The organism is bacterium (assembly GCA_037131655.1).
Lineage (GTDB): Bacteria > Armatimonadota > Fimbriimonadia > Fimbriimonadales > JBAXQP01 > JBAXQP01.
The window spans coordinates 1-16,285 of the sequence record JBAXQP010000018.1; the positions used below are offsets into that span (position 1 = coordinate 1).

Here is a 16,285-nt window from a genome sequence, read left to right on the forward strand (position 1 = left end):
TTGAAAGCCATTGGCCGCTTTCGTAGAATGGCTCGCCGGCTACCATGGTGAAAATTACATCCGAGGCTGAGCTGGAATAGACCAGGGTGGAATAGGGATCGGGTTGAGGGATACGATGGTCGAGTGAAATGATGCAAAGATCGGCTTGTTTCCCAGGGGTTAGTGTGCCGATTTTTTGTTCAAGCCCAAGCGCAGATGCCCCCCCGATGGTTGCCATCTTAATGACAGTCTCAGCATCGATACTGACTTTCTTATAACGCTGGGCGAAAATCGTTTGCCGCATCTCTTCGAACATATCGATATGATCGTTCGAAACAGCGCCATCTGTGCCGATTCCAACTCGAATACCTGCATTCATGAATTCTGTAATAGGCGCTATTCCAGAGGATAGTTTCGCATTCGATTTCGGGCAGTGGGCGATTGCACTCCCTTTGCGGGCAATCAAGGTAATGTCCTCTGGTGTGACATGCGTGCAGTGAATGAGCAGCGTTTGAAGAGTTAATACTCCAAGGTTATCCAGGTATGCGATAGGTGTTGAGTTAACGGGTTCGCATGGAATGCTTCGCCGATGATACATTTCAGCAAACTCTCCCGTTCCATTTAGTAAAAAATCAACTTCGGCATCTGATTCAGCGGCATGGATTGCCAGTTTGCTTTGATAATTGGCAAGTTCTTTCATGAGAGTCGGTCGTACTGTATACACCGAGTGGGGCGATACGCCCAATTCGAGTTTAGGCGTTTGTTTGTATTTAGCGAGTTTTTCAGAAAGTGAAGCTAGGATTTTGGGCGTATTGAGCGGTTCTTCGATGCCGAAGACTTCTTGGAAGATAATCCCACGAAGTCCCAACTCTTCACATGCTTGGTAGGCGGTACCTGAGTCACAACAATCACCAACCGTAGTAATTCCCGCAGCTAGAGTTTCTGCAGCGCCAAGACGTGATGAATCGAGCCACAGGTTAGTTGAAACTTTTTGTTTAAGCTCAACTAGTTTACGAATCCAGGGGAAGAAGGGAAGATCGCCGATTAGACCGCGCAATAGGGTTAGCTCTAGGTGGCTATGGACGTTTACAAAGCCCGGCATGATAATCGCGTCTCCGAAATCAACGGCATTCCCACTTGAATGAGGTCGCTTTCGAACCTCCACAATTTTGTCGCGATCAATCACTACCTCGCCGTCATAAATGGGCGGGGCATCGATAGGTAAGATGCAGGCGGCTCGAAGTGTAATCAGCGGGGGCTCATTCCTTTCTGTAGTGGGGTTGACCAAGCTTTGTTGAGGTCATCGAAGGTGCAAGTCCTGACATGCAGATCGCTAAAGAGAACGTTATAGCGGTAGGTTTTGGCATACACGCGAACCATATTGGGCTGCGTAGCTATCTTTTCGCCCGTGTGCCATGCTCCGCAAGCATCAGTCACTACGTTGATATCAGCGCCTTGGTCAAATGTGTCCACTTTCATCTTTCGGATTGCAATCTCAGTTCGGAAGATATAGCTTGTGCCGAATTTCTTATAACAAGTGGGGCGCGCATTCAGGTAAGCGCCGTTAATGTCCATATAGTTGAAGCCGCTATCATTCTGGCAGAGCCATATTTCTTTGTTCTTATTATATAAATAAAGAACTTGATGGAGCAAAGGCATCGTTTGCATCCATGCTGAGGCGTCGGTTATTCCTTTTGGGGCCAATTCGGGATTGTTTTTAAAAAATGTGCGCCAAATATTTGGAGTATAGCGGTCTGTCGGATCAACTGCATAAGGGTAATTATCGTTGTAGTCCATCGCATAGATATGAAGCGCCGAACCGATGTTGCGCAGGTTACTGATGCAATTTGTATCGCGCGCTTTTCGGCGGCCTAAAGCCAGCACCGGAAAGATCAACGCTGCGAGTATGATAATGATTGAAATCACTATCAGTAGTTCGATGAGGGTTAAGCCAATTTTCCTCATCATTTGCTCCCTAACTCCGCCTTGAAGCATTAATAAAAGCCTCAAATAACCGTAGCGTGATAGGCGAGTTTGGTTGACGTTCAGGATGCCATTGAATCCCGATTAGAAATGAATTCCCATCTCCTTCTATAGCTTCAATTATCCCATCAGGGGCATTCGCGGATACGAATAGGTTTAGTCCCAAATTTTGGATTGCCTGATGATGAGAACTAACCCCAAAGAATTCTTCGTCAAGTGTGATTTTAGCTAGGAGCGAGTTTGGGGTAGTGTTAATTTGGTGTAAACTAGTCTCCGCTGTCCCTTGCCATTGATGGAGCAGGGTTTCGGGTACATCGGTCGGTATATTGATATAAAGCGAACCGCCTTCTAACACGTTGATAAATTGAACTCCATAACATATGCCGAATATTGGTTTGCCTATCCTCTTCATTGACGTATAAAGCTGACGTTCGAATTCAAATCTTTTATCTTCTATTAAAGTAACCGATTTATCTTTAAGTTCCTCTTCACTAAGTGCGAGGCCATAAATAGCAGGATTTATATCGTTGCCCCCTGGGATTAGAAGTCCGTCAAGACGGTCTGCTAATGCCTCAGGATTGCCTTCTAGCGGGATCATCACTGGAAGACCTCCCGCATTTGCAACACACTCAGCATAATTATGATTTTGCCTTACGCCTGCTGCCTTCGATGGGTCGGTTTTAGGTTCATAATTACATGTGATACCGATAAGCGGCTCGTATATCATATAAAGCTAGTATAGCGTATTTGCTAACAGGGCGCAATGAATTTATTGTATTGACATTCGAACTCGCCTTGAGGCTAAGTGTGCGAGTATACTGATATGTAACAAGAATTGAATTAGTCGGGGTCAAATGCTTGACGCTTCTACCAAGTATTTGGCTAGGGGAGGAGACAATATGGCTACAGTAGTGAGATTGCCAATGAGAGGGCAGTCAATGGAAGAAGGAACGATTACAAAGTGGTATAAGAGTGAGGGCGAACAGGTTAAAAGTGGTGAACTTCTCCTCGAAATGATGACCGACAAGGCCAATATCGAAATCGAGGCAGAGGTCGAAGGGTTTGTTCGTAAGCTCCTCGTTGCAGAAGACGCAACCGTTCCTGTTCAGGCTCCAATTGCAATTATAGGGACAGCGGATGAAGATATATCCGCTGCTTTAGCGGAAGCAGCATCGGGAGAACCGCCTGCACCTGGTGATGGTAAATCGGAGGATGTGGTGGCGTCTGTGTCCGCTTCTACATCGGCTCCAGTTGGAGCTAAAGGGGCTTCAGAGGTCTTTTTATCACCTCGCGCGCGCAAGCTTGCTGAAGAAAATGGCATTGTGATTGCGGAGTTAGCCGGACGAGGAACGGGGCCTGAAGGACGTGTTGTTGAGAAGGATATCGAAGGCTTCTTGAAAGAACTTAGCGCTCGGCCAAAGATGACTCCTGTCGCGGCTAAAATGGCCGCAGATATGGGAGTTAATGCCGCTGACCTGACAGGTAGCGGGGCTGGTGGAAGAATTACCAAGGGTGATTTATTGCAGAAGGCTCAACCGGCAACGCCTGCGGTTGTGGTAGCGCCCGTAACGCCAAGTACTCAGTCAGTTTCTTTCAGTGGACGCCGCAAACTAACGGCCGATGCCGTTACACGAAGCTACCAAAACGTTCCGCACGTTAAACTTATCTCAGAAGTTGATGTGACGGAACTCGTAGCGCTTCGCGAACAGATATTGCCTCAGTTTGAAAAGGAATATGGTGTTCGCGTTAGCTACACCGATATTCTTGTCAAAGCTCTTGGACAAACCATTCGAAAGTTTCCAGCGATTAATGCAACTTTGGCCGGAGATCAAATCCAGATCCTTGGGGATATTAACGTTAATGTAGCTGTAGCTATGAACGGGGCTTTGATGATACCGGTTGTAAGGAATGCGGACGTTAAAACGTTATCACAGATTGCGCTTGAATTGCGAGGGCTTATCGAACGCGCTCGCAATGGCAAGAGCGGTCCTGATGATCTTAGCGGCGGAACATTTACCATTACAAACCTCGGCAACTTTGGAGTAGATGCCTTTACCCCGATTTTGACCCCCGGTCAGGCTGGAATATTGGGTGTCGGTAGAATTATCGAAAAGCCGGTGGTAGTAAACCATCAGGTTGTCATACGCTCAATGCTCGGGATATCGTTGTCGTTTGATCATCGGATTGTGGATGGAGCTCCTGCCGGAGAGTTCTTAAAAGCTCTGATGGACACACTTAAAACACCGGTTTTGATGTTGATATAGCATGTAAACTAACTAAAAAAGGGGACATCTCTTCGAGATGCCCCCTTTTTATATTTGCATAAGAACTCTTATTAGCGTTTTGGTGAAATTACTACATAACGGTTAGGCTCGTTACCTTCGCTGTAGGTTTGCACACCGTCATCTTGGAGCAATGCATGATGGATTATGCGACGTTCGTGGGCAGGAAGTGGGTCTAGCTCAGCTTCTTCCTGGCGGTCTTTGACCTGCTCTGCAAGAGAAGTCGCTAATTCACGAAGTCTATCGGCTCGCTTCTTTCGGTAAGTCAAGGAATCAAGAATAACTCGTCCGCCGCCGCCAAACTTGCTCAGAATAACATTCATTAAATATTGAAGTGAATCAAGGAATTCACCGTGATGTTGAATTAGCAGAGGACAATCGGCTCCTGAATATTCAATATGAATATAGCGGCCTTGATTGCCGTGATGTGTTGGCGAGATACTTAAGCGACTGTATTCTGCTACCTCTTTTGCAATAAGCATAGCCTTTTCAACAACATCAGGAGTTGGCTCATCGCCAAGGTCTTCATCTGAGTGACCGCTATCGGCCGCCTGAGGAGTTATCTGACCTGAAGTGTTGTCAGATTTTAGGGTGCATCGCAAACGAATGATGCCGTCTACAGGACTTTCTAACTCCTCAAATTCAACCTGGGTTACATCATTAATTCCAAGTTCTTCAAGGGCGTTAAGTTTTGCCTCTTCTAAATTTCTACCTGTTGATACCACAGACTGCATTTCGAAAATGCCTCCTCATAGATAAAAGGTTACCCTGTTAATACTTCGAGTGTAACCCCCTACGTGCCAAGATAAACTATTTTAATTAAGATGCTTACTTGTTTTTTCTCTTTTTTGCATGAATTCTTGCTGTAACGTCATTCTTGTCATTCTTTTCATCATTTGGCTCAATGGTTTGTTTATCTTTTCCATTTGAACCAGGTTCAGTGGTAGCGGTGTTCACTATTGCAGCCTCGCCATTTGTCTTTGGGAGCATATATTGTCGTTGCTGCATTGTCTGAAGTACATTCAAGAAGATCCAATACAACACAAATGCGGAGGGCAACGCCCATTGGAACATCATTACAAGGAAAACACCGCTCATGACTAATGAGGTGGTTTTTTGTTGCTCCGCTTGAGCCGGATCCATTACCATTAAGCGCTGGGAAATATACATTGTTACTGAATATATCAGCAAGAGCGGAACATCCTGCACTCCAAGGTTAGCGCCTAAAAACGCAGGGAATTGATGTGAAAACCCACTTCCAATCCAAAGGAACGTGCCTTTTGTGAACTGGAACTCATATTGGCGAATTGCTCCATAGACCCAGATAAAGAAAGGGATTTGCAGCATGATAGTGAGCATCGAGAAACAGCCCATCGCAGGGTTGACGTTATGCTCCTTATACATCTGCATGATTTTCTTATTTAGTTCTTCCCCTTTGAACTTTTGCTGCAGTTCCTTCATGATCGGTTGTACTTTTGCCATTTCCTTCATCGATTTAAACTGAAGGTGGCTTAGGGGATAGAGCAAAATTCGGACAATAATAGCTAAAAGCAGCATCGCAAAGGTGTAACTGAACCAAGGAACTTTGTTCGTCAACCCGACGAGCATGTCCATTACCTTGTACTGATTGGGTAATTGAATGCCTAATATTACATAGCCAGGCAAACTTTCATTATGCTTGTCGATTTGGTTGGTTAGCTCTGTCAGTCGAGTCGCCCCGATGATTTTCCATTCAATGGATTCCGGATAGCTTTTCTTGAGCTGTTGATAGACTTTAACAACGTTGTAAAAATCTTTATATCGCCTAGCGTCCGTTTTATAAACTTTGGTGTGATCTTTGATAGCGTCAGCTTCAATAAGAAGCGCTTGGGGGGCTTGGGGGGTGTTGGCGAAGTCCTTCAGCATTACATTCTGAGTCTGATACTGTACTTTTTTCCATTGGCCACTATTTTTATAAGTTTGAATATCAATCAGCACTTTTTCAGCGCCGCGTGGGTCCTTTTGGACTTTCTTGCCGCCGGTAAAGAATATTTGCGCTCCTATCATCACAATGAACGTGACTAAGAGTATTGTTAAATAATTACTGCGTTTATCCATTAAAACCCCTTAAAGTACGGGATCGGAGCCCCCAGGATTAAATGGGTTACAGCGTAGAATTCGCCATATTCCCATTCGTGTACCTTTTAAAAAACCATAGCGTGTAATAGCTTGTGCGGCGTATTCAGAACATGATGGCTGAAATCTGCAAACGCGGGGAGTGAAATGTGATAGTCGCTGATATAAGCGTATCAACCAAACTGCGATTGTGCGTCCCATCTCTAGCCGTCCACCGCTTCCGATAGCACGCTTCCTTGCTTTAGGAGCGTCCTCATCTGTCGGGCCAACCGCTCTGCATTAATTTCAATCAATGCGGGGCGCGCTACCCATACCAGGTCATAGCCTGGCTTTATAGAATGTAATAACGCTCTGCAAATAGCACGAATCCGTCTTTTTTGACGGTTTCGTCGTGCGATGACGCCTAACTTTCGACTCGCAACAACCCCTGTTTTCGTCGGTTCTGCGGCATCCTTTTTAAGAACATGCAATGTCACTGCCGGAGCTACGTAATAGATTCCGCTTTGGTAAACTCGCTCAAAACTACGCCGTTCAGTTAGGCGTGCCGAGTGTGGCAGCAATCGTAGCAGACTCCTTGGTTAACCAACCCTACGATGTCGCCCGTTAGAGCAATCGACAGCGATAAGATGGCGTCCTCTCAGACGGCGTCGTCGCAGCACATTACGCCCGTCTTTGGTTTCCATTCGTACAAGGAACCCGTGCGTTTTATGTCGATGTCGGTTATTTGGTTGATAAGTTCGTTTCATTCTCGCTCACCCTCTTCACTGTCTGGTCACATCGCCCGTAGAAAATGCGTTCCATTATAGCATGCTTTTTCCGAGCACGGCAAGTGTTCATTCTTAATCTGTTTACCTGCATCGCCAACGGGTTGCACTTACTTCAAATTAAACAACTTCGTAAGGTCTGCTATGTAGATGCTTTTGGATTTGATGTAGGCTAAGCGTGTTCCGTCTAGGGACCAGGCCAAGCGAGTTTCGTAAAGGGCTGTTTGTTCCCATGTGTCATCAATGGCGCCGTCCTTTGGACCTAAATCTTGGTCAACAAGTTGGCAGGTTTTATTGGTGCGAATGGCTGCCGCCCAATCAATTGAGACTGATGCCATGCCGGGGAGAGCGACATGAATGACATCAATCGTTATAGCATCCCCTTCACTATTGGGATTAAAAGACTGTTCTTGAGTAGCCCAGGCGGCGGCTTTCCTATATGGGTTTGCGGTAAAGCTGCCGAGGCGAGTTTCGCTTGCGCCATCGGATGAAAGACCCAATAACCCTTCAGTTGATAGTCGGACTAAAGTGGGTTGCTTTTCGTCATAGTCAATCGCAAGCAGCATCGAGCCAAGTTCTGCCTCATTAGGATCGTTCGAATAAGAAGCTTGGATTAATCCGTATGTTTGTCCAACATCATTAATATAAACATCAGCATCGATAAAATAAAGCCCTTCGGCAACGATGCCGTTGGTGTATTCGGGGAACCCAAGCGTTTGAACTTCCTCTCCGGCAAAATCGAAAACATGACAGGGAGTAAGTTGGGCAAGGCTATCCCCATCAGCGGTTGAGGCGAAATAGACCCGCTCTACCAGCGCTGCATTAATCTCTTCCTTAGAAGCTTTCGTAGCCAGTCCACTATCAAAGTCGATACGAAATGCTTTTTGGGCGATTGCCAGGTCGAGAGTGTTCTTGCCGATTGTACGGGTACGGGCTGCTATTTGAGCAATAAAAAGTTTTCCACCCGGCATGATGAACAATTCGATTGTTGCATCGCCATCCAATAAATCCGAAGATAGAGCGACTCGTTTGCTCCATGAGCCGGTTGTCAGATCTAACCGAGTAAGGTTGATAACTTTTCCATCGGGGCTGATTGTGAGGGATGCAAGATGATTTTTATCAAGCCACTTAAGAGAGGCAACCGACTCTTTTGCATCAGGAAGAGCTGCAGATTTTGTTACAGGAGCCAGTTCGCGGTCGAGGGTTGATTGCGCGGCTGCAATGCGCATTCGGGCAAAATGAGTATATCCTGAATCGGGCAAACTGGAATTCTTCAGCGGATCGGGGTTAGATTTATGACCGCATCCCATAATCAGTAAAATTAACGGCATCCACACCCAACTCATACGTCTATACATAAGCAAAAGTCCTTGCGAGGCTCAATATCAAAGCGTTACCTTTATTCTGACAGGTAAAGTGTGGTATTACAATACAGCTTCTTAGATGGTTCTTAAGTTCAGTGATCGGAAGGTGGAGGTCCTTATTTGATGCATAAATTATGGGTTTTGTTTGTTATTATATCAATCTCCCTCCTCGTTGGTTGTGGCGGCGGCGGTGGAGGTGGTGGTGGCGGCGGTGGTACCCCAACAGTACAAAGTGTCACCATTGCAGCAACCCCAAGCGCTACCGTTTACGCGACTGGAGCTGCCGCACAATTTACGGCAACCGTACATATGTCCGATGGGTCAACTTTAACCAATCCTGTGATAGGGTGGGCAGTTGATTCTGCGGCAGGTACGATAAATTCGAGTTCAGGCAGCTTTACTGCTACAAATAATTTGCAGGGCAGCCTTTCGCAAGTCGGAGTAGTGACAGCCACTTATCTAGGGGTGACAGGGAAGTCCCTTGTTACTGTGACCAACAGCTCGTTTATTATAATCACTGGGACAGTTAGAGATGAGTTGGGTTCTGCACTGTCAGGCGTGAAGCTCATCTTTGTGAATTCAAGCGGTAAGATAACCGGTGGTGCCTTGTCCGGTTCTAACGGCCTCTTCCAAGTTCCTGTCGTTAGTGGTACGGCTTACCTTTATGTTGGTTCAAAGCCTGATACCGTGCATTGGGAATTTAAATACTCACTTCGCGGCAATAAAAACTATCAACCAACTGCCAACTGCTGGATGGCGATTATTAACGATCTGGGACAGCCTGTGATAAATCCTGTTACAGGTGGCGATATAGGCATCCTTTCGTTCTACCTATACAAAGACGGATTCCCAACGCAAATTCCTGAAGACTGCGATTATCCCTCAAACTAATAACAAAAAGACCTCCCCTGGCTTACAGGGGAGGTCTTTTTGTTTGTTGAGTAGTTAAGGTTCAGGTGATAAGATTTTGGAATTAGTGTTCCGAAATCTGTAAAACGCACTACCTACTCAATATTTGCAACATAAGTTGGGCAAAGATGATTTTGGCGATTAGGGCTACGGGGTAGGCGGCGGCGTAGGAGAGAGTAATTAACTCTGAGTTAGCTTGATTGGACGCTGCCGCTAGGGCGGGGGGATTAGTCATACCGGCAGACGTGACGCCCATCGTTGCTAAAACGTTGAACTTGCGCCATACAGCCATGATTAATAAAGCGGTTAACCAGGCGCTCACTGTTATCGCAGCACTTATTAGAAGCAGTGTTGCGCCGGAAGAACGAACTACCTCAACAAAATGCTGACCGGCCGTCGTTCCTGCGCCTGCTAGAAACATCGTTAAACCAATATCACGGGCGAAAACATTCGCTGCAGGAGGCACATATACACGAAGAGGTCCGATGCGGCCAAAATGTCCCATCAAGAGAGCAACGATAAACGAGCCACCGGCAGCTCCGAGTTTGATTGTGCCAGTGGGAAAGTGAATCTGTATTGAACCTAATGCTATTCCAAGCGCAAGGCCTAAAGCGAGCGATAGAAGATTCGTTTCCTCAAGACGCCTTTCCTCGGCTCCAGCCCATTTTGCAAAATTATCCACATCTGTAGTCAAACCAACAGCACGCACGTTATCGCCAACTTCAAGAACGAAGCATCCGCTAGGCGTGACTTCAATCCCTTGCCGCCTGACACGAGTGATAACTACCCCTAAGTTTTCCCACACCTTCAATGTTTGAAGCGCCTTACCTTCAACTTCGCTGGAAGTGATATCGATATCTCGTGATACCAGATCAGGATTAATATCCATGGTAGCGCTGGTTTCCGGACCGATTAAAATGCTTAACTTATCAAGCTCAGGCGTAGGGCCAACTGCCATCAAGATATCCCCCAATTCCAACAGCGTAGAAGGGGTAAGCGGAAACACTTTACTACCACGCCGAATTCGCGATATATTCACATCGATCATGCGGTCGACATTGACTTCATGCATAGTCTTTCCAACGACAGCGGGATTGGCAACCTCGAATTGAGACGATCTAATTTGGGGGGTTAAGTGATAGCTATCTGTCTCCCACTTTTCAGCATCAATCTTGGCGTTTCGTCCTAATAGCTTGGGCATGATTTGAATTAATAGCACTGTTCCCAACATGCTGAAGGGATAGGCGATACCATATCCTACTGAAATAGCCCCCTGAGCGGCGGTAGAAGCTGAAGTCTTGTTGAGAAGGTCGATACCTGCAGCAAGCGCAGGAGTACAGGTGGTCGCTCCTGTAAAAAGTCCAGTCGCTAAAGCGTAATCAAGATGATAACTCCGAGCCAACGCAATCGTAACCCCCGCAGCCACAGAAGAAATGGCTAATGCGATAGCGCCATATTGCCATCCGGTTTGTCGAATTAGCCTTAAAAACCGAGGACCTACTTGTAACCCGACTGCATAGACAAACAAAAGAAGACCGACATCACGGATAATCGTTGGCACTATCAATTGATAGTGCCCAAAAACCATTCCGGCAAATAGAACGCCTGACGCTCCAAGTGAAAATCCACGAAATCGCAGTTTGCCAACAAATAAACCAATAGTAATAATGGCAAACAGAGTTAAAGCCTGCTCAGATAGAAGCGCACGAATCGATTCGGCCAATGAAACTCCTTTCTAATTAACCAATTGGCATAAGAATACCCTTTTAGTCCAAAATAGCCTTGTATAGATCGCCAAACACGTTACTATAACGCTCGATTAACTCCGCTGATTTTTGTTTAATAGTAGTGATCATGTCCTTATTATCGGTAAATTCAAGCCAAGCTAAAGCTAGTGCTAAATCGCATAAATTCAGGATAGTATTGCGAAATTGCGATCATTTTACTTTTTTTTACGCCAGACAAACGGTTTGGCAGTATGCTTCAATGAACGCTTCGATCGCTACGCGCAGTTCCACAGTGGAACGAAAACTTGTCCTACGCAGAGACTTGTGTGTAAGTATTCCAAACCAACATTCCACAAGATCGAGCTAACTGGCGGAGGTTGGCGTGTAATGAAAGCTCACCTCTGGATGCGCGGCCAGCCATGCGGCACATTTATTGTAAATACAGTAATTGTCCATGATGACATGAATCTCCGTCGCCGACGGCAGTTCTGTCAGTACTTGATCCATGAACGCCAGTAAGTCAATTCGAGACCATGTCCCATTACACCACACTTCCTAAGGCTTATGTAATTAAGCACTAGTCTTCCAAATACCGCCAGCTCCTACCAATAATAGAATCCGAGTATTTGCAGAAGTAATGTATGTAATATAACCCATATCGCCAAAGTTCTGAAATTATTAGGCGTCACAATTCTCTTGACAGAAGGAGCGATGGTCAAAATGATGAAGGGAAGAATAAAAAGACAAGCACGTCCAGTCTCACCAGTGCGGTAAGCACCAGTAAGAAAGACCATTATTAGCACTGATATTCCTATCTTACCTAACCTCATCCAGTAGCGTTCGGTTGTACTCCCATCTCGCATGGTAAAACCCATCCAGAGAAAGTATGTGATGGCGGGCCCAATGAAGTATATGATGTCACCGATATTCTCAAGTCGGGTTGTTAGATACGAACCAGGTTGAGAAAATAACATGAATCCGCCTGGGTTCTCAAAGTGGTTGGCAATTTGGAAGCTTTGAAGGTAATTAAAGCCGAAACCCCAGTACATAGCTATCAACGCTAGAATTGTTAGAGCGCAAGTAGCCACAGCTTCCCCTATTCGCCGGTATCTCTCCCAAGTAAGCCATAATATCACAGGAACATAGAAAAGTGCCCCAAAGGTCATCATCATTAGAGCCCACAGAAAAAAAGCTGAAGTAAGAATACGATAACTTTTTGATGAGTGATGGATGGATAGCAGGAGCGCAATCCCTAAAGTGCAGATAATCGCATCGATAGAAAAGAGGTAGTAAATCTGAATGGCAGCCATTGTTGCGTAAAGCATAGTCAACATTCGTGAGTTAACGGAGTCCATGGATAGACGCCGAAGCAGTAAATACATCAATGTGCAGGCTAGTGCCAGGTTAAGGGTACCGAACAGAGCAGAGATGAGAATGGGTGATTGGAGCAGCATCCGCGCAAACTTCATTGCCAGTAATGGGCCGGGCGGATGGCTTCTCGAATGCATTCCAAAGGCTGGCTGCATTTTCGTATAGTCAGCCAGCACGATTGCGCTTGACGGAAGCTGAACAGCATCATCATAGTAATGGGTCTCACCCTGGCGAATAGATACCAAAGGAGCCTCATAACCCCAGCTTATACCTTTGGTCGCGTTCCCTAGTAGCAGGAGGAGCACGGCGAAGCAAACTATATTGCGCAATCCCCAGACAATCTTAGATCCTTTCCACCAGAAGTAGCTTGCGAGGCAAACGCATGCAACAGCAGTGAAAACCCCTAACCCGCGCGAAGGAAGTTCAAAAGCCCCTTCGCTTACGGGCCAGCCAGTAGGAATGTTAAGCGAAGGACACTGCTTGCGAATAAAATGCATGACCTGGTTCAATATTACTAGCACCAGTATATAAATCAAGGTAGCATTTCTCAATTTTCCAGACAGATTCCCTTGTAAGTAAAAACGACTTCGATTACGTATCAGCATGTTATATCTCCAATCAAATATCTAAGCTATTTTATACATGTTGGTAGTATTAACTTATTGTGCCCAAAAATCATTCCGGCAAATAGAACACCTGACGCTCCAAGTGAAAATCCACGAAATCGCAGTTTGCCAACAAATAAACCAATAGTAATAATGGCAAACAGAGTTAAAGCCTGCTCAGATAGAAGCGCACGAATCGATTCGGCCAATGAAACTCCTTTCTAATTAACCAATTGGCATAAGAATACCCTTTTAGTCCAAAATAGCCTTGTATAGATCGCCAAACACGTTACTATAACGCTCGATTAACTCCGCTGATTTTTGTTTAATATCAGCGGTCATGTACTTATTATCGGTTAACTCAAGCCAAGCTAAAGCTAGCTCATCAGCATTTCGGCAAATTGACATAATGCCCGCATCCATGCAAGCTTCGACCGCAGCCTCTTGTTGGCTATAGATTGGCCCCATCGTTATAGGCGCTCCCCAAAGGAGAGCTTCAACTGGTGAGTGCCCCCCTATAGTCAGGTTAAAGCTGCCGCCAATGAACGCTACTGTAGCGATGGAATAAAGTTCACGTAACTCACCCACTGTGTCCAAGACAACGACGCTATGCTTGGCACCCTCCTGACCCAAAGCTGAGCGTAAATCATATTCAATTCCGTCTTGTTTTAATACCCAATCTATGGATGGCTTACGCTGAAGGAACCGCGGAGCAATTATTAACAGGGCATCAGGTTTATGAACCGCAAATTGTTTGAACGCATATATAACTTCAGGCTCATCGAAAGGATGAGTGCATGCAGCTACAATAATTGGTCTGTCACTTCCGCTTACAAGATTAATCCATTTATTCCGAATATCCGCTTTCTGGCAATCGGATATTGGCTGGGTTGCTAAAGAAGGGCCGCTTATAATCACTCTATTTTCAGAGATTCCTAAGGCGATTAAACGGTCGCGATATGTAGAAGTTTGTGCCCAATAGCAGCTAACGAGTCTGTGCCGCCATCGATCCGATTTCCTCTTGAATTCACGGTTAAAATCTCGTTCAGATAGATAATAATTCAATACGGCTGTCTTTACACCGAAAAGTCTTGCCCAAAACAGCAAATGATAATTGTCTGCAAACTCGATAAATAGAATCGCCTTTGGTCGCCAACGCATTAACATGATGAGCGCTGAGAGGGGATTATTGAAGGGTGCGTAACCAATCGGATAGGGTTTCTCAGCCTTTACTGCCATTTGATGTGAGCCTGTAAATTGCGTGAGAACAGCAATATCGCTTTGACAAGCATTAAATATCTCATCAGCCGCAACCAAAGCTGTTCGTGTCTCTCCAATCATGCTGCTATGAATTAAAATCCAGTCCCCTTTATGACTTGGCTTCGAGCCTCCAAAAAGTCTTCGGAAAATTATCCCGTAATACTCACGCTTTTTGGCTCTTAACGTGCTGCGGATAATAATATAGGGAAACACAACCAACTGAAACAAAGAGTAAAAGAGATATCCGGCAAGAGCTAACATGACGACTTTGAAGCGTAAAGAATTAGGTTCGTCTAAGCGTTGTGGGCTTACCAATATTTGTTTTTGTGGTTCTCTATCAGCGTTCAATAGCTCCTGCACAGGCAATTTCCTCGCTTTTTAAACAAACGGCAACGCTCCATGCTCAAGGAGGCTTTGATTGCCCTGGTTGTCATAATCGTAATTCGGATACTCACAAGCATAAACTGAACGTCCCTGTGAAAGCGCTTGCAAGCCTAAACGCTCCATTTGACCCTCCGAGCGTATTTCGACTGCCACCACCTGGTCAGATAAAGCGACTATCAACTCATCCCTTAGCTGGTTATTATTGCCGATATATCTGTCGCTCGGTCTAAAGGGGGATATAACCAGATCTGTTTTCGGATCGAATTGATAACGATAAAGTCTGGCCACTCGGAACGGCTCATTCGTCAGGTTATCTCCAAGACCTGCAAATAGACCGCAATCCAGCGCTAAAATTCGAGGAGCGCCCCATCGCAATCCGGTTACGGAGGCTCGCTTATATCCATCTGTGTTATGGCCAGAAACCAATACTTTGTGCTCGAAAACCATACGCTCAACCACAACCTCGATATTTGCTAGCCCCAGCTTGGTGGGCTTGCGTGAAGTTAGAGCACAAAAAGTTGATTGACTTAATAACTGCTGGTTGCCATAGGTAAATAGCAAGGCCGGGGGTTCTTCTATACAATTAACCAGTCTCGAAGGATAAGCTGCATCCTGAAGCGTGAGTATCTCAACACCCGCAGCGCGCACCCTAGCTTCAAAACGCGTTAGCTCATCCAAAAGATCTTTCAGGCCTACTGTAAGTGCGTTCGCAGCGGCAGCTAATAGACCGTACTCATGCTTTTTGCGGTCTGCTGAAAGCGCGAGGAACTCCTCCGCCGAATATCCTGCGACGGCGTTTTGTCGAAGTATCCGCTCAATCCCTTTTTGCCCCAAATAGGGTGTCAGACTGAGCAATAGCGCAAATTGTCGATGCGATAGTTCCTTGTCCACAACATTATTCTACAGTTATACACGCTCGGCGTCAAGTCAATTATGGACCAAGTACCGCCGATTCTTCCCACAAGTTCTGCCCTTTGGTCTCATGAATGAAGCAACTGGTAATAAAAGAAATAATAGCTAGTATCAAACAACCGATTAGGATGAGCTGATAGGCCGATGAGGGATACTGGATTACACTCGAAGTGGGAGATGCTACTGGGGTGAATTTATCGAGCACTTTTCCTGCGGCTTGAGCAAGAATGGCGGCTCCGAGATTAACTGCTCCATTATCGATACCGGTGGAGGATCCAGCAAAATCAGGTTGATTGAGTTCTTTTATAAGCGATAGAAAAACCGCTGAACCAGAAGCAGCCAACCCAAATAAAATGTAAGCTAGGAATACTCCGTTAGTCGCGCCATGAAGGATGGGAAAACAAAGCAGGACTGCTGCAATTGCGCTAAGATTAATAATCAACACAACTGGCTTCCGGCGGTGAACGAACAGCCTTGGCATAAACCCTGCTAAAATCGTAAAAATCATAAGGGAGAGCATCATCAAAAAAGTATATCTTGAAGCCGCTTCCGAACTTATACCTGCACAATCTTGCAGGATCTTTTTGCCAATAACCGCTTGCATTAGCAGATAAATCGACCACATTGTGG

The 16,285-nt window shown here is 45.7% G+C and carries 17 protein-coding genes; 2 read left to right on the forward strand and 15 right to left on the reverse strand.

The features are described from left to right. The 3 genes from WCO51_01700 to WCO51_01710 form a co-directional block, all read right to left on the reverse strand. Window positions 1-1,165, reverse strand: a 1,165-nt coding sequence (locus WCO51_01700) for an amidohydrolase family protein (GenBank protein ID MEI6511972.1), incomplete at its 3' end; no start/stop codon positions are given. Window positions 1,166-1,227: 62 nt separating this feature from the next. Continuing rightward, window positions 1,228-1,947, reverse strand: a complete 720-nt coding sequence (locus WCO51_01705) for a DUF1559 domain-containing protein (GenBank protein ID MEI6511973.1) — start codon at window positions 1,945-1,947, stop codon at window positions 1,228-1,230. A gap of 7 nt (window positions 1,948-1,954) precedes the next feature. Then, window positions 1,955-2,689 (reverse strand): gamma-glutamyl-gamma-aminobutyrate hydrolase family protein, encoded by a 735-nt coding sequence (locus tag WCO51_01710; protein ID MEI6511974.1) that lies wholly within the window; start codon window positions 2,687-2,689, stop codon window positions 1,955-1,957. A 172-nt stretch (window positions 2,690-2,861) separates the two neighbouring features. Between WCO51_01710 and WCO51_01715 the strand changes: the two genes are divergently transcribed. After that, window positions 2,862-4,226 (forward strand): 2-oxo acid dehydrogenase subunit E2, encoded by a 1,365-nt coding sequence (locus WCO51_01715; GenBank protein ID MEI6511975.1) that lies wholly within the window; start codon window positions 2,862-2,864, stop codon window positions 4,224-4,226. A gap of 71 nt (window positions 4,227-4,297) precedes the next feature. Here WCO51_01715 and WCO51_01720 read toward each other — a convergent pair whose 3' ends face one another. From WCO51_01720 to WCO51_01745, 6 genes are all read right to left on the reverse strand, one after another. Beyond that, complete coding sequence (locus WCO51_01720) at window positions 4,298-4,978, reverse strand: R3H domain-containing nucleic acid-binding protein (GenBank protein MEI6511976.1); 681 nt, start codon at window positions 4,976-4,978, stop codon at window positions 4,298-4,300. Between the two features lie 94 nt (window positions 4,979-5,072). Next, window positions 5,073-6,341, reverse strand: coding sequence for a YidC/Oxa1 family membrane protein insertase (locus WCO51_01725; GenBank protein ID MEI6511977.1), 1,269 nt, complete (start codon window positions 6,339-6,341; stop codon window positions 5,073-5,075). 9 nt (window positions 6,342-6,350) lie between these two features. Then, on the reverse strand, window positions 6,351-6,560 hold the full coding sequence (gene yidD / locus WCO51_01730) for a membrane protein insertion efficiency factor YidD (GenBank protein MEI6511978.1): 210 nt from the start codon (window positions 6,558-6,560) through the stop codon (window positions 6,351-6,353). A 2-nt stretch (window positions 6,561-6,562) separates the two neighbouring features. Further along, window positions 6,563-6,919, reverse strand: coding sequence for a ribonuclease P protein component (gene rnpA, locus WCO51_01735; GenBank protein ID MEI6511979.1), 357 nt, complete (start codon window positions 6,917-6,919; stop codon window positions 6,563-6,565). An 18-nt stretch (window positions 6,920-6,937) separates the two neighbouring features. Continuing rightward, on the reverse strand, window positions 6,938-7,105 hold the full coding sequence (gene rpmH / locus WCO51_01740) for a 50S ribosomal protein L34 (GenBank protein MEI6511980.1): 168 nt from the start codon (window positions 7,103-7,105) through the stop codon (window positions 6,938-6,940). A 128-nt stretch (window positions 7,106-7,233) separates the two neighbouring features. Beyond that, window positions 7,234-8,454, reverse strand: a complete 1,221-nt coding sequence (locus WCO51_01745; GenBank protein ID MEI6511981.1) for a hypothetical protein — start codon at window positions 8,452-8,454, stop codon at window positions 7,234-7,236. A 156-nt stretch (window positions 8,455-8,610) separates the two neighbouring features. Here WCO51_01745 and WCO51_01750 point away from each other — a divergent pair, with 156 nt between their 5' ends. Beyond that, window positions 8,611-9,378, forward strand: coding sequence for a carboxypeptidase-like regulatory domain-containing protein (locus WCO51_01750; GenBank protein ID MEI6511982.1), 768 nt, complete (start codon window positions 8,611-8,613; stop codon window positions 9,376-9,378). A 109-nt stretch (window positions 9,379-9,487) separates the two neighbouring features. On the opposite strand, the gene WCO51_01755 is transcribed toward WCO51_01750, so the two are convergent. The 6 genes from WCO51_01755 to WCO51_01780 all read right to left on the reverse strand — a co-directional run. Beyond that, entirely contained in the window at window positions 9,488-11,119 is a 1,632-nt protein-coding gene (locus WCO51_01755) for a TrkA C-terminal domain-containing protein (GenBank protein ID MEI6511983.1), read from the reverse strand. A 606-nt stretch (window positions 11,120-11,725) separates the two neighbouring features. Further along, a complete protein-coding gene (locus WCO51_01760) occupies window positions 11,726-13,003 on the reverse strand; it encodes a hypothetical protein (protein ID MEI6511984.1) in 1,278 nt (425 codons plus the stop codon). 122 nt (window positions 13,004-13,125) lie between these two features. Beyond that, window positions 13,126-13,308, reverse strand: a complete 183-nt coding sequence (locus WCO51_01765; protein ID MEI6511985.1) for a hypothetical protein — start codon at window positions 13,306-13,308, stop codon at window positions 13,126-13,128. Window positions 13,309-13,351: 43 nt separating this feature from the next. Further along, complete coding sequence (locus WCO51_01770) at window positions 13,352-14,707, reverse strand: glycosyltransferase N-terminal domain-containing protein (GenBank protein MEI6511986.1); 1,356 nt, start codon at window positions 14,705-14,707, stop codon at window positions 13,352-13,354. A 30-nt stretch (window positions 14,708-14,737) separates the two neighbouring features. Beyond that, a complete protein-coding gene (locus WCO51_01775) occupies window positions 14,738-15,634 on the reverse strand; it encodes a DNA-processing protein DprA (GenBank protein ID MEI6511987.1) in 897 nt (298 codons plus the stop codon). A 40-nt stretch (window positions 15,635-15,674) separates the two neighbouring features. Continuing rightward, the coding region (locus WCO51_01780) for a hypothetical protein (GenBank protein ID MEI6511988.1) at window positions 15,675-16,285 on the reverse strand (611 nt) is incomplete at its 5' end.